The organism is Flavobacterium rarum (SeqCode) (genome assembly GCF_965234445.1).
Lineage (GTDB): Bacteria > Bacteroidota > Bacteroidia > Flavobacteriales > Flavobacteriaceae > Flavobacterium > Flavobacterium rarum.
In genome coordinates, this window is the sequence record NZ_OZ248507.1 from 82,267 (window position 1) to 107,158 (window position 24,892).

Consider the following 24,892-nt stretch of genomic DNA (forward strand, 5'->3'; position numbering starts at 1 on the left):
ATTAGTTTTTTAGGCTGATTTTATTGTGTGATAATTAGTTTCAAATTTTTGTTTAATCGTATGTCTTTGTGGTATAACAAATAAATTTTTTATTGGTTTGCAATGAAAATAATTTTTTTAACTGTTGAATTAATTCATCAGAATAGTTAAAAACAATGTTTTTTAAACTATGTTTAAAAATGTGATAGCATCAAATTATTCATTAATTAACTTTTAAAATGTCTTTTTTTGCCTTTGTAATCATTAGTATTGCTTAATGCATAATTGTAATAATTCAATATAAAACTGATAAAATTGCTTAAATCATTTTTTTACTGTTATATTGTTGAGTTATTTTTAATACAACGTTTTCGTGATTACCTATACATTACCACAACATTTGCTGTTTTTCGTATAAATTATTCTACAAGAGTCTTTCTTGTAGTTGTAGTTTTTTATTGCTTTAGGCTTTATTTATCAATGGTTTTGATTCTACTTTATAGTTTGTTTTAATTGGTATAGTTTTTACATAGTTGCTTTTTGAAAGGTTTTTTTTATTTCATTACTAAATTTGAGAAACTTTAAAACTATACCTTATGAAAAAATTTACTTTGTTGATTTTCTTGATGCTTTGTGCGTTTGGATTTTCGCAAAATGCGCCTATTACTTTTGAAACAGGAGAACAGGGATCTACTTGGTCTTTTGCATCTTTTGAAAATTCTACAGGAATAGGTTATGAAAAAGTATCGAATCCATTTGCTACGGGAATAAATACCTCTGCTAATGTGGGTAAGTTTACAGCTCTTGTAGCTGGAGCACCATGGGCAGGATGTGAGTCTGCAGGCATTGGTAAATTCACATTAAATGCTTCAAATGCTATTGTGAAAATTATGGTTTACAAATCAGTAATTAGTGATGTTGGACTAAAGTTTTCAATTGGTAATGGTGGAGCACAGTCAGAGATAAAAGTAAAAAATACTAAAATCAACGAATGGGAAGAACTAACTTTTGATTGCTCATCAAATATTGGAAAAGTAGAGTCAATAGATATTGAAAAAATTATTTTCTTTTTGGATTTCCAAGCTAGAACTACTGAAAATGTTTGTTATTTTGACAATGTAACTTTTTCAGCTGTACCTTTAGCAACTGTTCCAACTTCTGCAGCAACAACACCAGGATTTTTGGCAGTTTCAGATGTTATTTCACTTTTCAGCGATGCATACGCGAATCTAGCAGGAACAGATTTTAATCCAAATTGGGGTCAATCTACTGTTCATACTGATATTGCTATTGCAGGTAACGCTACCAAAAAATATACTAATTTCAATTATCAAGGAATAGCATTAGCAAGTTCAACGGATGTGTCTGCAATGACAAAACTACATTTGGATTTATGGTCACCAGATTGTACTTCTTTTGAAGTGTATCTTATTAACCCTGGACCAGTAGAGCAAAAAGTTACTCTTACACCAACTTTGTCTGGATGGAATTCATTTGATATTAACTTGTCAGATTATACAAGCATTAATCTAGCAACTGTATTCCAATTGAAAATGGTGTCTCCAACCGCTGGTACAACAGTTTATATTGATAATCTTTACTTTTATAAAGCGCCAGTAGTTGTACCATCGTCACTAAATGCGCCAATTACATTCGAAACAGGTCAATTTGGTTCGGATTGGGCTTTTGTGTCGTTTGAAAACGCTACTGGAGTTGGGTATGAAAAATCTGTTAATCCTAGCGCTACCGGTATTAACACATCTGCTACAGTAGGTAAGTTTACTGCACTTGTTGCTGGAGCACCTTGGGCAGGTTGTGAGTCTACTGGTATTGGAAAATTTTCTTTGGATGCTACAAACAGCACCGTGAAAATAATGGTTTATAAATCTGTTATTAGTGATGTCGGTTTGAAATTTTCAATAGCAAGTGGCGGAGCTCAAGCAGAGATTAAGGTTAAAAATACTAAAATCAATGAATGGGAAGAATTAACTTTTGATTGTTCGGCAAATATTAGTAAAGCAGAGTCAATAGATATCAACAAAATCATTTTCTTTTTGGATTTCCAAGCTAGAACTACCGAAAATGTTTGTTATTTTGACAATGTAACTTTTTCAGCCAAAACTACAACTCCACCTGGTGCAACAGTGCCAACTGTAGCAGCAACGACACCTGCTGCACGACCTGCAGTCGAAGTGATTTCTCTTTTTAGTGATGCATACGCGAATCTAGTAGGAACAGATTTTAATCCAAATTGGGGTCAATCTACTGTTCATACTGATATTGCTATTGTAGGTAATGCAACCAAAAAATATACTAATTTCAATTATCAAGGAATAGCATTAGCTAGTTCAACAGATGTGTCTGCAATGACAAAATTGCATTTGGATTTATGGTCACCAGATTGTACTTCTTTTGAAGTGTATCTTATTAATCCTGGACCAGTAGAGCAAAAAGTTACTCTTACACCAACGTTGTCTGGATGGAATTCTTTTGATATTAACTTATCGGATTATACAAGCATTAATCTAGCAACTGTTTTCCAATTGAAAATGGTGTCTCCAACAGCTGGTACAACTGTTTATATTGATAATCTTTACTTTTCAAAAGGTACTGTTACTCCTCCAGTAACTACTGATGCAACACTACCTTTAGATTTTGAATCAGCATCGTATGCATTTGTTGATTTTGATGGTGGAGCTGCAACAAAAATTGCTAATCCTGATAAATCGGGAATAAACACTAGTAATAATGTTGGCAAAATGGTAAAAGGAGCTGGGCAACCTTGGGCAGGAAGCAAGATTAAAATGGCTTCTCCAATAGATTTTTCAACCAAAAAAATACTTAAAGTAAAAGTTTGGTCACCAGTTGCTGGAAAAAAACTTTTGTTAAAATTTGAAGGAGCTGGAGCGGCATTCGAAAAAGAAGTAGTCACAACAGTTGCCAATACTTGGGAAGAATTGACTTTTGATTATACGGGAGTTGCCGGTGTAAACAACTTAAATGACAATATGGTTTTCATATTTGATTTAGGAACTGTAGGAGACGGAAGTGCCAATTCGACTTATTATTTTGACGATGTAACACAACCTACAACAGGACCAACACTACCTTTAGATTTTGAATCAGCATCGTATGCATTTGTTGATTTTGATGGTGGAGCTGCAACAAAAATTGCTAATCCTGATAAATCGGGAATAAACACTAGTAATAATGTTGGCAAAATGGTAAAAGGAGCTGGGCAACCTTGGGCAGGAAGCAAGATTAAAATGGCTTCTCCAATAGATTTTTCAACCAAAAAAATACTTAAAGTAAAAGTTTGGTCACCAGTTGCTGGAAAAAAACTTTTGTTAAAATTTGAAGGAGCTGGAACGGCATTCGAAAAAGAAGTAGCCACAACAGTTGCCAATACTTGGGAAGAATTGACTTTTGATTACACGGGAGTTGCTGGTGTAAACAACTTAAATGACAATATGGTTTTCATATTTGATTTAGGAACTGTAGGAGACGGAAGTGCCAATTCGACTTATTATTTTGACGATGTAACACAATTCACTGTAGGAAGTACACTAAAGCAAATGAGTTTACCAGTTACTTTTGATGACTCTACGGTTGAGTACGGATTAATAGGATTTGGTGGTGCTGAAGGTTCTACAGTTGTTGTTGATCCAACATTGGCAACAAACAAAGTGGCGAAAGTTGTGAAATCTGCAACCGCAGAATTATGGGCTGGAACAACCGTTACGGCAGCTGCTCAATTAGGTTTAAGTAGTCCTATTCCGTTTACAGCAATGGTTACTAAAATGAGTGTTCGTGTTTGGTCTCCAAATGCGGGAACCATAATTCGCTTAAAAGTAGAAGAGCATGGCGATAATAAACATACTGTAGAAACAGAATCTACTGTAACAACTGCAAGTGGTTGGGAAACTGTTGTTTTTGATTTTGCAAAACCAGTTACTGGAACAGCTGCATTGAATTTGGCTTATAAATATGACAAAGCTAGTATTTTCTTCGGTTTTGGTACAACGGGAGCACAACAAGGAGCAGAAAAAATCTATTATTTTGATGATATGATGATGGCTGTGATTCCGACACTACCTGTTTTAAGTTACGGTGTTGCTGCACAAACGTATCCATTAGGTAAGTCTATTTATCCGTTAACAATTACCAATACAGGAGGTTTAGTTCCGGCAAATGGATACACTATTAGTCCAGCTTTACCTGTAGGATTGAGTTTTGATACAACAACTGCTACAATTAGCGGTACACCAACTGTATTGAGTCAGGTAACTGATTATACCGTTACCGGAACAAATGGTGTTGGAAATAGTTCAGCTAAAGTTAGTCTTGTGGTTGTTCGTGATTTAAAATCAAATAACTTTACCATTGAAACAACTGGTGAAACCTGTTTGGGTGAGAAAAATGGAGAAATAAATATTAAAGCGCTAGAATCTCATACTTATGTGGCAATTATAAATGACAAAAGTTATGAGTTTACTGCAAATAGTTTAAGAGTGTTTAATTTAGCTCCAGGTGTTTATACTATTTCTATTTCGGTTAAAGGAGATTCTTACGTACAAAGCTTTACGGCTGTGGTTCCAAAAGGGTCAACAATAACTGGTAAAATTAATAAATCTTCTTTCAATAAACTGACTGTAGTAATGACTGAAGGAACGGCTCCTTACAAAGTGTTCTTAGACGGTGAAGAGCAGTTTGAAACTCCTTTTTCTACTTTTTTATTAGATGTTAATAAAGAAAGTTTATTAGAAGTGAAAACGGCTAAACCATGTGAAGGAACTTATTCTAAAAATGTTGAGGGTTTACTAGATGCTTCGGCAGTGTATCCAAATCCAACTTCTGGAAGTTTTGAAATTGCTATTCCAACCAATAGAAAAGAGGTTGTAGTCGATTTATACTCTTTGACTTCAGTGTTTATTTCTAGCAAAACATATCCTTTAGAAAATGGAACAGTAAAATTGAGCCTTGATGGTCAAACAGCGGGTGTTTATATTGCAAAAGTGTATTTAGACAATCCTTCCTATTTAAAAATCATAAAAAAATAAAGATGAAAAAGTTTTTATATCTAACAATTATTAGCATTTTGCTAATCTCTTGTAACGAAGATTCTGAATCTTCTGAGACTGTAAATGTGGCGCCTACAACACCTACATTAGTTGCTCCGGTAAATAATAAATTGTGCAACAGTAACGCCGTTAGCTTTCAATGGAATGTTGCTGCAGATTCTAATAACGATCCTATAATCTATCAAATTCAGGTCTCGAAAGATAAAGATTTTACTAGAATAGTAATGACCGCAGAAAGTACTGCAACGTATCAAAATTTTACTCTAGAAAAAGCTACTGCTTATTATTGGAGAGTAAAATCTATGGATAACGAGGCGTTGTCTAGTACTTATTCTTCAGTTTTTAGCTTTTATACTTCTGGAGATGGAGTGATCAATTATTTGCCTTTTGCACCTGATCTAGTGTCGCCAGAATTAAATTCTGTTTTGAATGCAACTACTGCTAAGCTAGAATGGACTGCAAAAGATGTTGATACAAAAGACAAACTGGTTTATGATGTTTATTTTGGAACAGCCAATCCACCAACAAATAAGGTAGGTGCAAATCAAGCTACTTCGACTCTTGATGTAAGTGTTATTGCTTCTAAAGAATATTTTTGGAAAGTGGTAGTCAAAGATGATAAAGGAGGCGAAACGATTGGTCAAACCTGGAGGTTTCGAACAAATTAAAGTTTTTTTTTAATTAGTACTTGTATTTTAAAAAGCGTCTCGGACATCCGAGGCGCTTTTTTGTTTTTGGTTGTTTTGCTAATTTTACTGTAATAAATGCAAAGCATACAATGTGATTCTTGGTTTTTTAGCCTATTTTTGTTTTGTGATTTGTATTATTAGTAATAGTTGAGTTAGTGCCAATTTATTATTTAAACTTATTTTAATGAAATAATTTTCAATAAGTAGTCTTTAATCTAAATACCACATCTTTTTTGAAAACAAAATCTACTTTACTGTTACTTTTTATAGTATCATTTGCTTTTTCACAGGAGCTTCCCCCAATTATTAAGTTTTCCCCCAATGTTTATGGAGGAGGAAATCAAAACTGGATGATTTCACAATCGGCTAATCAATTTGTTTTTTTTGCAAATAATGAAGGTCTGTTAGAATTTAATGGGGCAAATTGGCAATTGTATCCTTCGCCAAATGAAACCATTATCCGATCTGTTAAAGTTATAGACAATCGAATATATACGGGATGCTATATGGAATTTGGTTTTTGGACCAGACAAACCAACGGAAGGTTACATTATACTTCGCTCAGTAAAAACATAAAGAGTAAAATACTCAATGACGAGCAGTTTTGGAACATTCTTAATTATGATCAATGGGTTATTTTTCAATCCTTGGATCGTATTTTTGTGTATGACGTTAAAACGGGTACTTTCAAGATTATTACTCCCAAAAGCAGTATAACCAAATCTTATGGAACCAATTCTTCAATATATTTCCAAACTATAAATGAAGGTTTATTTGAGTTAGAAAGAGGTAAAGCACATTTAATTTCGAACAATCCTATAGTAACAAAAAACAGGATAATTAATGTTTTTGATATTGCTGAAGGACTACTTATTCAAACACAATTGAATGGTTTTTACAAAGTGATGGGGAATTCAGTTTCAAAATTCACAACCGAGGCAGATTCTCAAATTGAAACCAGTAGTGTGTATAGCAGTCTAATACTTTCGGACGGGAAGTTTGCAATTGGAACCGTATCCAATGGTGTTTTTTTATTGACTAAAGACGGTAAATTAGAACATCATATTTCTCAGAATAAAGGCTTGAGTAATAATACTGCACTTTCCTTGTTTGAAGATGTAGATAACAATCTTTGGATAGGTCTTGATAATGGTATCAATTGTATTAATTTGCAATCACCTATCAAGAGTTATACTGATGATACTGGTGTTTTGGGCACCGTTTATACTTCAATTTTATTTAATGGAAAACTATATGTAGGGACCAATCAAGGATTATTTTACAAAAATTACAATAGTAAAGAAGGTTTTAAATTTATAAATGGCACCAAAGGACAAGTTTGGTCTTTATTTGAACATAAAGGCACTTTGTTTTGCGGACATGATTCGGGAACTTTTATTATTGATAACACATTTGCTAAAAATATTTTTTCTAAATCGGGAACTTGGAAAATTGAAAAGGTTCCTAATCAAGAAAATCTTTTAATCCAAGGTAATTATTATGGCATTTCTGTCTTGGAGAAAATAAACAATCAATGGGTTTTTAGAAATAAAATAAAAGGATTTGACTATTCGTCTCGTTATTTTGAAATTACAAATAAACTAGAGGTTTATGTAAGTCACGAATACAAAGGCGTTTTTCGATTTCAATTGGACAAAAATGTACTCCAAACAAATCGGTTTACAACCTATTCTTCACCTACAAAAGGGAAAAATGCCAGTTTAATACAATTTAATGGCGATATTTATTATGCTTACAAAGATGGGATTTTTAAATTAAATCCAAAGACAAAACAATTTGACAAAGACAATGTATTGAGCTCGGTATTCGAAAAAGACGAATACACATCGGGTAAATTAATAGTTGACAATTCAAATAAAATTTGGTTATTTTCTAAAAAATACATTCATTATTTTTCATTGAGTAAAATGAGCAATCAACTCAAAAAAAATACAATTCCAATTCCTGCTTCGTTAACGAATTCTATGTTGGGTTTTGAAAATATTACTCAAATTTCAAACTCAATCTACTTAATAGGAACAACAGATGGTTTTTATAATCTGAATATAAACGATTTGAGTTTTAAAAATTATATTGTATCCATTATAGGAGTAACAGTTAATAAACAAAATGAGAATCCAATAAACGGAAACTTAATCGATGAAGGAGCTTATCCTTATGATACAAATAATTTTAACTTTAGTTATACAGTACCTGAGTACAATAAGTACATCAATGCCGAATATCAATATTCCTTGAAAGGTTTTCAGGATGATTGGAGTGGATGGAGTACCAAAACGACTGTGAGTTTTAAAAATCTGCCTCCAGGGGATTATACCTTCAAAGTAAAAGCTAAGTTTGCTAACACTACTTTAAAAAATAATGCAGAATACCATTTCACGGTTTTAAAACCTTGGTATAATACTAATTTTGCTGTATTTGTTTACTTTATTTTGTTTTTTATAATGGCTCATTTTATAAACAAAGCCTATTTGAATTATTATCGAAATCAAAGAGAAAAACTAATCGAAGAAAATAATTTATTACTGGAAATACAAGAATTAGAGAATGAACAACAGCTTATGAAATTGAGAAATGAACAACTCTCGCAAGATGTTGATTCAAAAAGCAAAGAACTGGCTGTGTCGACTATGAGTTTGAACAGTAAGAATGAATTACTAGCTTTCATAAAAGAAGATCTGAAAAAAAACAATGAAACAGGGAATTCAAATATCAAATCTGTAATTAGTACAATCAATAAAAACATCACCGAAGAGGATTCTTGGAGCATCTTTAAAGAAGCATTTGATAACGCTGACAAAGACTTTTTGAAGAGAATAAAAGTACTACATCCGACCTTAACCCCAAATGATTTGCGACTTTGTGCCTACTTAAGACTGAATCTATCTTCCAAGGAAGTAGCACCATTATTTAATATATCTGTTCGTAGTGTAGAAATTAAAAGATATCGATTGCGTAAGAAAATGGACTTGTTACATGATCAAGGTCTTGTTGAGTATATAATGGAAGTATAGGTCGTCCTTTTTTTTTAAAAACTACCACAACATTACCACAACATTAACGTGGTAGTTGTGGTTTTTTTTATGTGATTAAGCGAAATGAAAATTTTGTATTCGCTTGTTTTAAAAGAGTTGAGTGAGATATTCGCAATAAAATGTAATTATTTTTGAATTGTATGTTTTTTGTTGAGGTTGATTTTAACGATTTCTTAGTACTTCTGAATAAGTTTGTTATTCACTAACTTAAAAATTTGAATTATGAAGTCAAATCATTTATTAATAATCTTTTTGCTTTTTTCTGTTTTTGGATTTGCCCAAAAAAAGGATATCGCAGGAATTGTAAAAGAACGAAGTACAGGTCTTCCTTTATACGGAGTAAATATTTCGGACAAGAATTCGGGGAGTACAGCTTCTACCGATTTTGATGGTAAATTTTTACTGAGAGGAATTACTCCAGGATCTACTCTAGTTTTTTCTTACGTTGGATTCAAGTCGAAAGAATATAAGATTGCCGCAGACGAATCTAATATTTTAGTTTTATTAGATGATGAAGCAAAAACTTTGAATGAAGTAGTAGTAATTGGATACGGAAGTGTAAAGAAAAAACAAGTTACAGGTGCAGTAAGTGTGGTAAGTAGTAAAACTATTGAAGCACTAAGACCTGCTAAAATCGAGCAAGCTTTGCAAGGTACTGTTGCGGGGGTAAATGTTACCACTGTAGGTGGAGCTCCTGGTGCCGACATAAGTGTTCGTATTCGTGGTATTGCTACCAATGGTGAAACTAGACCAATTGCTATTATTGATGGTTACCAAGGAGAGCTCGGTCTTCTTAACCCGGGGGATATCGAATCACTTACAGTACTTAAAGATGCTCAAGCGGCTATTTATGGTACAATTGGTGCAAATGGAATTATACTTGTAACTACAAAAAGTGGTAAAAAGAATTCTAAAGCCAAAGTCTCTTTCAATGCTTCTACTGGTATTCAAGAATCAAGTAGAATCTTACCTACATTAAGTGCTACAGAGTATGCTTTGTTGTTAAACGAAAGCTACGCCAATGGTGGTCAAGCATTGCCTTACCCTAATGTATCAGGATTAGGAGAAGGAACTAATTGGCAAAAAGAAATTTTTAATCCAGCACCAATAATCAATTATGATATGTCTATTTCTGGTGGATCCGAAAAAATCACTTATGCAGTAAGTGCTTCTCACTTAGGTCAAGAAGGTATTATAGGTGGTGATAAATCAGGATTTGAAAGAAACACTGCTAGAATTTCATTAGGTTCAGATGTTTCGGATAAATTAAAAATGAAAACCAATGCAATTTATACACTTCAAAAAAGAAAAAGTGTAAATGACAACGGTTTGGGATCTGTTTTGTTCAACGCTTTGAACGTCCCTTCTACATTAACTCCTTACAATAGTAATGGTGATTATACTTTGGTTCCAAGTACAGCTGGGTTGGGTACCGAAATTATCAATCCATTGGCACAAATCGAGAATACCTACAATGAATATGAGCTGAGAAAACTAAACGGTAATTTTGGTTTGGATTATAAGTTTACAGATGCATTTGTATTATCAGGTGCGCTTGGATTTAACACTCAAAGCTCACAAGAAAAAATATTTGCAAAGCAAATCTCTTATGGAGGTAAAGTCTTTGATGTAAACAGAAGTTCTGTGACTCAAAAATCTACTTTTGATAATAATTTTTCATTAGATTTATATGGTACCTATACCAAAAAAATTGGGGAGCATAATGTGGTGGGAACTTTAGGTACAACTATATTTAAAGAATTTGGTAACCAACTTTCAGCAACTGGTTTTGATGTTCCTTACAACTCATGGGAATTTGCAGATATTGCTTTAGCCAATGGATTACCAACCGTTGCGCCGAACTCTGCTTACATTTATGACGAAAGAAGATTGTCTTATTTTGCTAGAGCTCAATACGATTTCAAAGGGAAATACCTTTTGTCTGGTATGTTAAGACGTGATTCTTCTACCAAATTTGGTCCAAACAACAGAGTTGGTTATTTTCCTTCTATGACGCTGGGATGGATTGTTTCTGATGAAGCTTTCTTTGGAGGAAGCGAAGGGATTATAAACTTGTTAAAATTAAGAGGTAGTTACGGTATTCTTGGTAACGATCAAATACCAAACAATGGATACGTTTCGCAATTGAATGGTGAAGCAACATATATTTTCAACAATACAATTACACAAGGTTTAGCAACAGGTCAAATTCCGAATCCAAATTTAAAATGGGAACAAGCTCAAAAATTTGATGTTGGTTTGGATTTAAAAATGTTAGACAACAAAATCAGTATAGTAGCCGATTATTTTATCGATACCAGAGCCGATTTGTTAATTAAAGATATTCCTGTTTCGGGTATATTAGGTGCAGCTGCTCCTGGGGCATTTTCTCCGACGATTAATGCAGGAACTGTAAAAAATTCAGGTCTAGAGTTTGCAGTAGATTACAAAAATACTTTTGCGAATAAAATGACTTTGAGTTTAGGGTATAATGTTACTTTTCTTCAAAATGAAGTAACTGAAGTAAATAATGGAACTGGTTTTGTAGAAGGAGGGTCTTTTGGAGTAGGACAACCAGCGCCTTCTAGAATGGAAGTAGGTAAAGAATTGGGGTATTTCTTTGGATACAAAACCGATGGAATATTCCAAAATCAAGCCGAAGTAGATGCTGCTCCTTCTCAAGTAGCTTTGGGAGCCGAAGCGCAAGCAGGTGATATTCGTTATGTAGATATCAATGGTGATGGAGTAATTAATACTAAAGATAGAACTGATATTGGTAGTCCAATTGCTCCTACTACTATGGGTTTCAACCTGCAATTGGATTACAAAAACTTTGATTTTGTTGCCTACGCATTTGCTACTATTGGTAATGATATGGTTCGTAATTACGAAAGAACTCTTACCGATGTAAATCGCCTTGATTATATTTTAGACCGTTGGACTGGAGAAGGAACAAGTAATTCGGTTCCAAGAGTAACAACTAGTGCCACTTCTAACAATGTTTTTTCTGATTATTTTGTAGAAGATGCTTCTTTTGTTCGTATTCAAAACATTCAAATAGGGTACAATGTAGATCCATCTTATTTTTCTAAGGCGGGGATTAGTAAGTTTAGAGTTTATATGGGAGTAAATAACCTATATACTTTTACCAAATACAAAGGATACGATCCAGGAGCTTCTGCAAAAGAGACTATTGGAAGTGGAATCGACAATGGATTTTATCCAATTCCAAGAACGTATTTGATGGGTTTAAATGTTAATTTTTAATTAGTAAAAAAATGAAAAAGTATATATACATAACAGTAGCAAGTTTGGCACTGTTCTCTACAGTTTTCGTTTCATGTAGCGATAATTTTGTAGAACGCGATATAGAATATTCTATAGGTTCTGAGAATTTTTTTAATGCAAAAAGTGATTATGACAAAGCATTGATTGCTGCTTATGACATACTTCAATCCAGCTATATCAATGTTCTGATGGGAGAAATAGCTTCAGATAATACCTTAGCAGGAGGAGAAAGTCCAACAGATGTTGTCGGTTTTCAACAAATTGACGACATGATACATACACCAGTAAATGACAATCTTAAAAACCTTTGGGATTGGATGTTTGCAGGTGTACAAAGAACAAATTACATTTTGGAGTTTAAAGACAAAACAAATTTTGAAGGTAAAGCCCAAATCATTGCCGAAACTCGTTTTCTTAGAGCCTATTATCACTTTGAATTGGTGAAATGGTTTGGTGGAATTCCGATGAATGGCGATAAAAGATTTACTACTGGAGACGAAACCAAAGTAAAACGTTCTACTGTTCAGGAAGTGTATGCTTCTATCGAAGCCGATTTAATTTATGCTTCTCAGAATTTATCACCTACTGCTTCTCAAACAGGCAGAGCTACCAAAGGAGCGGCTCTTGCTTTACTTGGAAAAGCCTATTTGTTCCAAAATAAATATCCAGAAGCTGCTGCAGCTTTAGAACAAGTAATTACTTCTTCAAAATATACTTTAGTTTCAGACTACGCTTCTATTTTTGAAATGGCAGGCGAGAATGGACCTGAATCTATTTTCGAAGTACAGTATACGGATGTAGAAGGGGCTGGTTTCGGTTGTTTGCAATGTAGTGAAGGAAATGTAGCCGTTGGATTTAGTGGAGTAAGAAACTATACAGGACCAAAATATACTTCTGGTTTTAGTTTTAATGTGCCTACCAAAGCAACTTATAATTCATTTGAAGTGGGTGACACCAGACTGAATGCTTCCTTGTTGGATATTGCCGCTTGGGCTGCTGCCAATAGTGCTACTTATGGTAAAGGGAATGAAGATACAGGATACTTTAATCAAAAATACTTGCCTAGATTAAGAAATTCAAATTCGGCTGGGGATTTAAATTTAACCAACCCAAACAATTACAGAGCCATTCGTTATGCTGATGTATTGTTGATGGCAGCGGAAGCGCTCAACAGAGGAGGATTAGATGATGCTAAAGCTTTAGGTTATTTAAACAAAGTAAGAGATCGTGGATTTGGAGATACCAATCATAGAATTTCTTCAACTGGTCCAGCATTGACAGATGCTATTTTGAAAGAAAGAAGATCTGAATTTGTTGGAGAAGGATTTCGTTTCTTCGATTTAGTTCGTACCGGAAAAGCGGCAGCTGCCATTACTGGATTTGTAGCTGGTAAACATGAATTATTCCCAATTCCTTTGCAAGAAATACAATTTTCTAATGGAAATTGGAGTCAAAATCCTGGATATTAAAAAACTATTATTATGAAAAAAATACATTTTATTATAAGTCTTTTTGTTTTGGCAATTACTATTGGTTGCTCAGACGATAAAACTACAGTTGACTTGGAATCTATTGCAGCTCCAACCAACATCTCTGCATTAACAACCGTAACGCAGGATAATACTGGAAAAGTGACTTTCTTGCCAAAAGGGGAAGGGGTTACTCAATATGAGATTTTCTTTGGTGACGGAACAACAACTCCAGCTACTGTAAACCCGGGTGAAACCGTTTCTCATGTTTACAAAGAAGGGGTATACCAATCCAAAATTGTTGGAATTACACTAGATGGAAAAAGAACGGAAGCAATCCAAGAAGTTATGGTTTCGTTCAAAGCACCTGAAAATTTAGTAGTAAAAATAACAAATGATTTGGCTGTGTCCAAAAAAGTAACTGTTACTGCTAAAGCTGATTATGCATTGTTCTATGATGTTTATTTTGGCGAAGCTGGAAAACCAAATCCTGTTTCTGCAAACAATGGGGAGTCAGTTTCTTATACCTATCAAGCTGCAGGGGTTTATAAAATCCGTGTGGTTTCTAAAAGTGCGGCTATTAAAACTACTGAATACACTGAGGATTTTACGGTTACAATAGTGAACAAACCTTCTACTTCGGCTGCAACGCCACCTAATAGAAAAGCTACGGATGTAATTTCTATTTATAGTTCAAAATATACAGATGTTGCTGGAACAAATTATTTCCCAGATTGGGGACAAGGTGGACAAGGCAGTAGTTGGGCCGAATTTGATTTGAACGGCGACAAAATGCTGAATTATATCAAATTGAGTTACCAAGGAATTGCTTTGGCAGATGGTACAAGTGTTGATGTATCTGGAATGGAATTTATTCATATGGATGTTTGGACAGCCGATTTGCAAAAAATAGAAACTTCTTTAATTAGTAAATCAAATGGTGAAAAACCAGTTACTAAAGATCTAATTGCCAATCAATGGAATAGTATTGATATCCCAATTTCGGCATTTACCAGTCAAGGATTAACAGTTGCAGATATTTTTCAATTGAAATTTGTTGGAACACCTTGGGCTACAGGGTCTGTTTTTATCGATAACATTTATTTTTATAAAGCACCTTCTGCAGCACAAACTGTTCAATTGCCTCTTGATTTTGAATCAACTACATTGACTTATACTTGGACTGGTTTTGGAGACGCTGGTTTCGGACCTATTCCGGCTTCTGTGATCACTAATCCAGACAAGTCCGGTGTTAATGTTTCGAACAAAGTTGTTAAAATTGAGAAAACTTCTGGTGCTCAAGTTTGGGCAGGAGCTAGCTTGAATTTGGATTCTAAAGTAGATTTTACCAAAGGAACCAAAATTAAAGTATCTGTATGGTCACCAAAAATTGGTGCTAAGATTTTGTACAAAATGGAAGATTCAACTTCTCCAAAAGATGGGAATGGTAATCCAACTATTAATGTCGAAATAGAGGCAACTACAACAGTTGCCAACACTTGGGAAATATTAACTTTTGATCTAACTAGTGCAGCTTCTTTCAATACTGCAAATTCGTATGATAGAGTGATTTTGTTTCCAGATTTTGGAGTAGCTGGATCTGGAGCAATCTATTATTTTGATGACATTAAACAATTCTAAAATTAAAGGAACATGAAAAAAATAGTTTTAAATATAATAACCATTTTTAGTTTGCTATTAATGGTCAATTGTCAGGAAGATAATTACTCTTTCGGGGCATTAGATGCGCCTTCCAATCTTGCTATTACTGTTGATATAATAGGAAAAACAGATCAAACACCTTTCGGAGATGGTTCCGGTAAAGTAAAGTTTACTACTACTGCTGATAATGCTGTTTCTTTTAAATATATTTACGGAGATGGCGTTGTAGAAACTTCTCCAGGAGGAGTAACGGAACATGCTTTTACTTCGGTTGGAGTAAATACCTATACCGTTACCATAATTGCCTCTGGAAAAGGTGGAGTAACAAGTAATACAACAGTTGATGTAAAAGTGACTAGTAATTTTAGTGACGAAAAATCAACTCAATTGCTTACGGGTGGTACAACTACTGGAAAAAAATGGTATTTGGCTGCAAATGAAGCTGGACATTTAGGGGTTGGACAAAACGATGGTGATGCTACCAAAAATTATTATCCTAACTATTACCAAGCTGGTCCTTTTGAAAAATCGGTTACTTGTTTCTATGATGGCGATTATACTTTTGCTTTGGTTGCAGGTAAAATTGAATACACTCAAGATAATAAAGGAAATACATTCTTTCATAATTCATACAAAAGTGTTGCTGGCGGCACAAATGGTGGTGATGATGCTTGTTTGCCTTACAGCACTGCAAGTAAAAAAACGGTGGCTTTAAGTCCATCAACTTCTTTTGTTTCCAAAAATCCAGAAGCGTCTAAGCAGTCTACTGGAACTGTAATGAATTTTTCTGATGGTGGTTTCATGGGCTATTATGCTGGTGCAACACAATATGAAATTATGTCACTTACAGAGAATAGAATGGTAGTGCGTTTTGTACAAGCCAATAATGCTGGTTTGGCTTGGTACCAAACATTTACAACTACTCGTCCTGTAAATGTTCCTACAGATACTACAGAATATACCACTTTGGATTGGGAAGATAATTTTGATGTTAATGGCGCTCCAGATCCTACAAAATGGACTTATGATTTAGGGAATGGTAGTACTACACCAGCTGGTGCTGGTTGGGGGAATGGTGAGAAACAAGACTATACTAATCTTGCTGAAAATGTAACGGTAGTTGGAGGAAATCTTAAAATAACAGCTATTAAAAAAGGTTCTGGTTATACTTCTGCAAGAATTAAAACGCAAGGACTTAAAGAGTTTACTTATGGAACGATCGAAATGAGAGCAAAAATGCCTGTTGGTTCAGGAACTTGGGCTGCATTCTGGTCATTGGGAACAGCGCCTGTATCATGGCCTGCAAATGGAGAAATTGATTTCATGGAATGGACCGGTAATCGTCCTTTTCAAACTCAAGGTGCATTACATTTTCCTGGAAACTCAGGAGGTAACCCAAAACTAGGCGTTTCTTCTCTTCAAGATCCTTCTAATTACCACATCTATAAAACGATTTGGTCACCTAAGACAATTCGTTTCTTTATAGACGGAACACTTTTCTATACTTTCAACAATGCAGATACTTCATTGCCGTTTCATAAAGATTTCTTTATGATTCTTAATGTAGCAATGGGTGGATCTCTTGGAGGTGAAATTGATCCTGCATTTACAAGCTCATCTATGTTTGTAGATTATGTTAAAGTTTATAAATAAATGAAAATTAAAATACATCAATTGCAAGTAAGTTGGCTATGGCTAACTTGCTTGTAGATTGATTGTATTTATAAAGTTAATCTCAATTTATAATCCAAAACACGAAATTATCGAACTTCAGTTCTGATTTTCAAGAAAGAATTATGATTGTATAAAACCATAAAATTCTAAACTAGTATTTTTTTTCTAAACACTCAATTAAACAATTTTAATGTTTTTTAGATTCTGATTTTCATATTTAAAAAACGTTCAAATTACTCTATAATTATGCGAAAAATTATTTTTTTACTTCTCTTTTGGAATTGTACATCCACTATTTATTCTCAAGCAGATAAGGTTACTATAGATCAAAGTAAATCGGGATTTAAACTCAAGGTTAACGGACAAGATTTTATTGTCAATGGTATGAATTGGGATTATTTTCCTATTGGCAAAAATTATACGTATATCCTTTGGGAACAGCCAGAGGAAATGATCAAGAAAGCATTGGATTCTGAAATGCCATTGCTAAAAAACATGGGGGTAAATACCATTCGAGTTTACACCGGTATTCCCAAAAAATGGATAGAATACATTTATAATAAGTACGGCATTTATACGATGCTCAATCATTCATTCGGACGTTATGGTTTATCGATAAATGGGGCATGGGTTGCTAATACAGAATATTCAGATGCAGGTACTAGAGATGTGCTTTTGAAAGAGGTTAAACAATTAGCATTAGAGTATAAAGACACCAAAGGATTGCTTTTGTTTTTATTGGGTAATGAAAATAATTTTGGTTTGTTTTGGGGTGGTGCAGAAACAGAGGATATTCCGGTTCAAGACCGAAAATCGACTGCTCGTGCACAAAGTTTATATAAATTGTTTAATGAAGCTGCAATTGCCATGAAAACAATAGACAATTCGCACCCCATCGCAATTTGTAATGGCGATTTACTTTTCTTGGATCAAATAGCAAAAGAATGCACCGATGTAGATGTGTTTGGAATCAATGTGTATCGCGGCGTTTCATTTGGTGATCTATTCGAAAGGGTAAAAAAAGAATATGGCAAACCCGTTTTATTCACTGAATTTGGTTCAGATGCTTTTAATGCCATAACTAATAAAGAAGATCAAATTGCACAAGCAACTATTCTAAGAGGAAACTGGAAAGAAATATATGAAAATGCAGACGGTATCGGAAAAAGCAATAATTGTATAGGTGGTTTTACCTTTCAATTTAGCGATGGTTGGTGGAAAACGGGTCAAATCATAAATTTAGACATTCACGACACGAGTGCATCATGGGCCAATGGCGGGTATGTTTTTGATTTTGAAAAAGGAAAAAATAATATGAACGAAGAATGGTTTGGTATCTGCAGTAAAGGACCAACTGATGAAAACGGTATCTATCAATTGACACCGAGATCGGCTTATTATATATTGAAAAAGGTGCACCAGCTTAATCCGTATGCCAATAGCAATTCATTAAAAAAGCTACAAAAGAATTTTAATAAAATTACAAGTAGTAAAGGTTCAGAATGACAACAAAAAGTAATTATTAATTTTTTAGAATTAATGGATTACCCAAGAACTAGTAATAAGAACAAGTTTCAATTTGTACTTATTTTATAAAAATTAAACTAAAATAAAAACTAAAATATATTAAAATAGTAGAGCATGAAAATAGTCGAATTAGAAGGAGAGCAATATTATAAAATCGAAAACCACGATTCATTAAGACCTTTTTTTATGAGTATCGTGAGTGATTCCAATCATTGGTTGTTTATTTCCAGTAATGGTGGTCTTTCAGCTGGACGAAAAAATGCAGATTTTGCACTTTTCCCCTATTACACAGATGATAAAATAACAGAGTTTGCCGATATTACGGGTAGTAAGACTATTTTTCAGATTCTTTTGGAGAATAAAGTATTGATTTGGGAACCTTTTTCGGAACGATTTAATGAAAATTATAACCTAACTAGAAATTTATATAAAAATTTTTACGGAAATAAAGTCATTTTTGAAGAAATTCACAATGATTTGAAATTAACATTTAGGTACCAATGGAGTTCGAGTAATCTTTTTGGTTTTGTCAAAAAATCAGAGATTATAAATAATGCTACTGTTCCTTATGATATTAGAGTTTTAGATGGAATCCAAAATATTTTGCCTCATGGTGTAAATAGTGATTTGCAAAACAGTACCAGTAATTTAGTAGATGCATACAAGAGAAGTGAATTGCAAACCGAAAGTGGTTTGGGAATCTTTGCTCTTAGTGCCATAATTGTAGACAAAGCAGAACCTAGTGAGGCGTTAAAAGCAAATGTAGTTTGGTCTTTGGGAATGAACAATCCAACTCATTTATTGTCTTCTAAACAGCTTCCTGCTTTTAGAAAGTTTGAAAAACTAACAGCTGAAATAGATGTTAAAGGTGAAAAAGGCGCTTATTTTATATCTAATGAACTGCATTTGCCAAAAAACACTTCAAAAGATTGGAAGATAATTGCCAATGTCAATCAAAACCAATCTCAAGTTGTACAGCTTTGTGAATCAATAATTCATGACAAAACACTAGAAAAACAACTTATTGACGATGTTGAATTAGGAAAACAAAACCTAATTGCTTTAAACGCTTCTGCAGATGGATTGCAGTTTACCGCAGACAAATTAATCGATACACGTCATTTTGCCAACACTCTTTTTAATATAATGAGAGGTGGTATTTTTGATGAAAATTATCAAATTGGAAAAAAAGATTTTACTCAGTATCTAGCCAAAGCAAATAGTGAAGTAGTTGAGAATAACCAATCCTTTTTAAATGATTTAAAAGAAGAGTTCTCATACGTAGATTTGCTTCAATTAATAAAAGATGAAGAAGATTTAGATTTAATTAGGCTTTGTACAGAATACTTGCCGTTAAAATTTAGCCGTAGACACGGAGATCCTAGTCGCCCTTGGAACAAATTTTCAATAAATACTCGAAGTGAGGTAGACGATTCCAAAATCTTGGATTATGAAGGAAACTGGAGGGATATTTTCCAAAACTGGGAAGCCTTAGCGTATGCTTATCCTAATTTTATCGAAGGAATGATTTCCAAATTCCTGAATGCCTCCACATTTGATGGTTATAATCCGTACAGAGTAACCAAAAGTGGTTTTGATTGGGAAGCCATAGAGCCAGATAACCCTTGGTCTTACATTGGGTATTGGGGAGATCATCAAATTATATATTTGTTGAAGTTTCTAGAGTTTATTGAAAAATTTTATCCAGAAAAACTTAACTCTTATTTTGAAAAAGAATGTTTTGTATATGCAGCTGTACCTTATACAATAAAAGCCTATCAAGATATCTTAAAAAACCCAAAGGACACTATAGAATACAGTCACAATTGGGAGAAGCAAATAAACGAACAAAGAGCCAAAATTGGCGCTGATGGTGCATTAATGGTAAATGCAGAAAATGAAATTTACCATGTGAATTTTATTGAAAAAATATTAGCAACTGTTTTAGCAAAAATGTCAAACTTTATTCCCGAAGGCGGTATTTGGATGAATACGCAACGTCCAGAATGGAATGATGCCAATAATGCTTTGGTAGGAAATGGAGTGTCAATGGTTACTCTTTGTTATTTGCGAAGGTTTTTGAAAACGTTCCAGAATATATTAGAAAAATCTGAATTGGATTTTGTTAGTGTTTCAACAGAAATGGTTGGTTTTTACCAAAGCATTAGAGAATGTTTGTTGGCTTATGAAAGCGAACTTTCAGGTAAAATTAATGATCAAAAGCGTAAAGTGATACTTGATACCCTAGGTCAAGCAGCTTCAGAATATAGATTAAACATTTATAAAAATGGATTTTCTAATAAAAAAAGAACTTTGTCTATTGAAAGTTTAAAACAATTTGCATCAGTAAGTATAGCCTATCTAGATAATTCCATTCTTGCCAATCAAAGGCCGGATAAATTGTACCACGCTTACAATTTGATGTCTGTTGAAAACGATGGAGTTGTTGTTTCAAATTTAAGTGAAATGCTTGAAGGACAAGTTGCCGTATTAAGTTCTGGATTTTTGGATGCAAAAGCTTCTTTAGAAATAGTAAATGCTTTAAGAAATAGTGCTTTGTATCGTACGGATCAAAACAGTTATATTTTATATCCAAATAAAGAATTACCTAAATTCTTAGAAAAAAATAACATTCCTAAAGCAAATGTTGACAAATCGATGTTATTGACAAAACTAATTGCGGATTCGAATAATGCAATTGTCAGTAAAGATGTAAAAGGGGCATATCATTTTAATGGAAATTTCCACAATGCAAATGATTTAAAATCAGCTTTAATTCAACTTGGGAAATCCAATGAGCTACAAAATTTAGTAAATAACGAATCAGATGAAATAGTACAGATTTTTGAAGAGGTGTTCAACCACAAAGCTTTTACAGGTAGATCAGGAACTTTCTTTGGATACGAAGGATTGGGCTCTATCTACTGGCACATGGTTTCCAAACTCCATTTGGCAGTTCAAGAAGTAATAGAAAAAGCACATGATGATCAAGAAGACTTAGCCATAATTAGTGCTTTGGCTGTACATTATGATGAAATAGGAAAAGGAATAGGTGTTCATAAAACGCCAGAAGTCTATGGGGCATTCCCTACGGATCCTTACTCACATACTCCCGCACACAGAGGAGCACAACAGCCCGGAATGACAGGGCAAGTAAAAGAAGATGTCTTAACAAGAAAAGGCGAATTGGGAATAAAAGTAATTGAAGGTAAACTTTCATTTCAGCCCACTTTATTGAATAAGAATCAGTTTTTAGAAAAAGAGGAAACTGTAAGTTTTATTGATTTTAATAACAAACCTTTTGCTATACCATTAGATAAAGGGAGTTTGGCATTTACAGTTTGTCAAGTGCCAATAATTTATAAAATAGGAGAGGATAGTCAAATTGAAATAAAATACAAGGATGGTACAATTAAGGTTGTTTCTTCTTTGATTTTGAGTCATGAAAATAGTAAGGAAATTTTCGACCGAACTGGTAAAATTGTTCAAGTAACTGTTTCTATTATCTAGTATATAATGAAAAAAAGGAATGTTTTGTCGGTGTTGCTGTTAGTAACAATATTGTTTAGCAATTGCAAGAGCATGAATGCTGTGCCTGCTGATATGACAGCTGAGAAAATACTGGGGAATCCTAATTATCAAGCCATGTGCTATGGTGGCTATCGGGGCAAATCCAGGGACATTGAGCCTACCGTTTCGCAAATAATTGATGATTTAAGAATCCTCTCGGCGATAAATATTAAAGTGCTTCGAACCTATAATGTGCATCATACAGAAATCTCTAACTTATTAAAAGCAATAAGAAGCATAAAGAAAGAAGATCCTAATTTTGAAATGTATGTAATGTTGGGAGCATGGATTGATTGTAAAAATGCATGGACAGCAAATCCACTTGTCCGGAATGAAGACAGTGAACGCAACCCAATAGAAATTGCCGAAGCTGTAAGATTAGCAAACAAGTACCCTGATATCGTAAAGATCATATCAGTCGGAAATGAAGCAATGGTAAAATGGGCTTCGGCTTATTATGTTGAACCAAGTATTGTATTGAAATGGGTAAATTACCTGCAAGATTTGAAAAAGCAGGACAAATTAGGCAAAAAGGTATGGATAACAAGCTCCGATAATTTTGCCTCGTGGGGCGGTGGAAGTACTGAATACCACGTAGAAGATTTGAATCAACTCCTAAAAGCAGTTGATTATATTTCAATGCATTCCTATCCTATGCATGATACCCATTACAATCCTAATTTTTGGGGAATTTTAGAAAATGAAACACAGTTGTCTGAACGTGAAAAAATAAATGCAGCAATAGGCAGAGCAAGAGATTATAGTATTGCTCAATACAATGGAGTTTCAAAATACATGCAGTCTTTGGGTGTAAATAAGCCCATTCATATTGGTGAAACAGGTTGGGCTACTGTATCTAATGAGTTTTATGGAGATTCAGGTTCAAAAGCAACAGACGAGTACAAATCGGCAGTGTATTACAAACACATGAGAGAATGGGCTAACAAAGAGAAAAAGTCTCTTTTTTACTTTGAAGCATTTGATGAACAATGGAAAGATAAAAATGCATTAGGTTCCGAAAACCATTTTGGATTAATCAACCTTCAAGGTCAGGCCAAATATGCACTTTGGGAAATGGTTGATACTGGAGCTTTTAAAGGGTTAATGAGAGACGGAAAACCCATTACAAAAACTTACAATGGAAAAGAAGAATCGTTGTGGTTGGATGTAAAAACGCCTACTACAATTTTAAGAAAAATAACCAATGCCGATAAATTTTAATTTGAGACAATTGTCAAAGGTTGTTTTGTTTTCTAAAAAAAAGAGTAGGTAATTTAACATCATTCTGAAAAACCCAAATAGACACAAATTTGTTTTCAATTCTAAAAAATAATATAAAAAATAATATAAAAAATAATATAAAACAAAATAACCCAAAATTCTCAAAATATGGAAAGTATTAATTTAAATCCCAAAAAAATGGTTCCTATGGGTCAAAAAATTGCCTTTGGATTGGGCATGTTAGCGAATCAAATGTTCCCAGCAGCATTAGGAATTTTTATGGTGGTCTTGGTTGAGAATTTAGGAATGCCTTCATGGATGTGGGGTGTTTTGTTTTTTGTACCTAGAATTGTAGATGCTTTTTTTGATCCTATTATGGGATTTATTTCAGATAATACAAAATCGGTTTGGGGAAGAAGAAGGCAATATGTTTTTATTGGTTCCTTAATTATGGGAATTGCATTTATCATTATGTGGCAATTGTACAGAGAAGATAGTGTATTGTATAATTTTACTTTTTTCCTTATTTGGTCGCTCATATTTCATATTGGTTTATCTATTTTCAGTGTTCCTTATGTAGCAATGGGGTATGAAATGAGTGATGATTTTCATGAACGAACCAATATTATGGCTATATCGCAATGGATCGGTCAATGGGCTTGGGTTATTGCACCTTGGTTTTGGGTAGTTATGTACGATCCTTCTTGGTTTCCAAATGCAGATACAGCTACTAGAACCTTAGCCATTTGGGTAGGGGTAATTTTTATGATTTTGGCTATGGTACCAGCTGTTTTTATCAAAAGTAAATCAACTCAGTTTGATGATACTTTAGCGCCATTAACCTTTAAAACTATTGGTGGAAGTTTGAAAGAAATTTTAATTAATTTCAAAGAAGCGTTTGGTAATAAACCTTTCAGAAAATTGTGTATTGCTACTTTCTTTATTTTCAATGCCTTTAATACTGTTGCAGGTTTTACTTTTTTCATTATTGTTTATTATTTGTTTAATGGTGTAGCTGCTGATGCGGGTATTTGGCCAACACTTTTTGGCTGTATTGGAGCTTTGTCAACGACTTTTATCGTAATTCCGATTGTGGCTTGGATGTCCAAAAAAATTGAAAAAAAGAAAACATTTTTAATTTGCCAGGGAATTTCCATTTTTGGATACATTCTGCTTTGGGTACTTTTTGTTCCAGGAAAACCGTACTTGTTCTTGTTTGCCTTGCCTTTCTTTGCTTTTGGTATTGGTAGTTTGTTTACTATGATGATGTCTATGACTGCAGATGTTTGTGATATGGATGAATTGGAGTCGGGTAAAAGAAGAGAAGGTGTTTTTGGTGCCATTTATTGGTGGATGGTTAAATTTGGTTTTGCCATTGCTGGATTGTTAACGGGTGTAATTATGTCTTTGGTTTCTTTCAAAGCGGGTGCTGAAAGACAACCAGAAGGAGCTATAACTGGATTAAGACTTTGCTTCTCGGGTATTCCTATTTTGGGGACTTTGATTGCAATGTGGGTGATGAGAAATTACGATTTGACCGAAGAAAAAGCGAGAGAAATTAAAACAAAATTAGATAATAGAAAAAAGGGTTCTGCAGAATCTTAAGATAAAAATATTGAGAAGGAAGAAATCTTGCTAAACTAGAGTTCAATTTTTTTACAAAACGGTATTTGATT

General features: G+C 33.8%; 11 protein-coding genes. All 11 read left to right on the top strand.

The features are described from left to right. The first annotated feature begins 575 nt into the window (after nt 1–575). On the top strand, nt 576–5,039 hold the full coding sequence (locus AC8GF4_RS18040; protein WP_506596756.1) for a T9SS type A sorting domain-containing protein: 4,464 nt from the start codon (nt 576–578) through the stop codon (nt 5,037–5,039). 2 nt (nt 5,040–5,041) lie between these two features. Further along, nucleotides 5,042–5,728, top strand: a complete 687-nt coding sequence (locus tag AC8GF4_RS18045; protein ID WP_506596758.1) for a glycoside hydrolase family 78 protein — start codon at nt 5,042–5,044, stop codon at nt 5,726–5,728. A 254-nt stretch (nt 5,729–5,982) separates the two neighbouring features. Next, nucleotides 5,983–8,784, top strand: a complete 2,802-nt coding sequence (locus AC8GF4_RS18050) for a triple tyrosine motif-containing protein (RefSeq protein ID WP_506596759.1) — start codon at nt 5,983–5,985, stop codon at nt 8,782–8,784. Between the two features lie 243 nt (nt 8,785–9,027). Further along, on the top strand, nt 9,028–12,072 hold the full coding sequence (locus AC8GF4_RS18055) for a SusC/RagA family TonB-linked outer membrane protein (protein ID WP_506596761.1): 3,045 nt from the start codon (nt 9,028–9,030) through the stop codon (nt 12,070–12,072). Between the two features lie 11 nt (nt 12,073–12,083). Then, nucleotides 12,084–13,562, top strand: a complete 1,479-nt coding sequence (locus tag AC8GF4_RS18060) for a RagB/SusD family nutrient uptake outer membrane protein (protein WP_506596762.1) — start codon at nt 12,084–12,086, stop codon at nt 13,560–13,562. A gap of 12 nt (nt 13,563–13,574) precedes the next feature. Further along, a complete protein-coding gene (locus AC8GF4_RS18065; protein ID WP_506596763.1) occupies nt 13,575–15,203 on the top strand; it encodes a hypothetical protein in 1,629 nt (542 codons plus the stop codon). A gap of 12 nt (nt 15,204–15,215) precedes the next feature. Then, a complete protein-coding gene (locus tag AC8GF4_RS18070) occupies nt 15,216–16,877 on the top strand; it encodes a family 16 glycosylhydrolase (RefSeq protein ID WP_506596765.1) in 1,662 nt (553 codons plus the stop codon). A 267-nt stretch (nt 16,878–17,144) separates the two neighbouring features. Next, the gene (locus tag AC8GF4_RS18075; protein ID WP_506596767.1) at nt 17,145–18,404 is read left to right on the top strand and encodes a glycoside hydrolase 5 family protein; all 1,260 of its coding nucleotides are present in this window, start codon (nt 17,145–17,147) and stop codon (nt 18,402–18,404) included. 135 nt (nt 18,405–18,539) lie between these two features. Further along, nucleotides 18,540–21,935, top strand: a complete 3,396-nt coding sequence (locus AC8GF4_RS18080; RefSeq protein ID WP_506596769.1) for a 1,3-beta-D-glucan phosphorylase, GH149 family — start codon at nt 18,540–18,542, stop codon at nt 21,933–21,935. A 6-nt stretch (nt 21,936–21,941) separates the two neighbouring features. Next, nucleotides 21,942–23,216 (top strand): glycoside hydrolase family 17 protein, encoded by a 1,275-nt coding sequence (locus AC8GF4_RS18085; RefSeq protein WP_506596771.1) that lies wholly within the window; start codon nt 21,942–21,944, stop codon nt 23,214–23,216. Nucleotides 23,217–23,384: 168 nt separating this feature from the next. Further along, complete coding sequence (locus tag AC8GF4_RS18090; protein ID WP_506596773.1) at nt 23,385–24,821, top strand: MFS transporter; 1,437 nt, start codon at nt 23,385–23,387, stop codon at nt 24,819–24,821. The last annotated feature ends 71 nt before the right edge of the window (nt 24,822–24,892 follow it).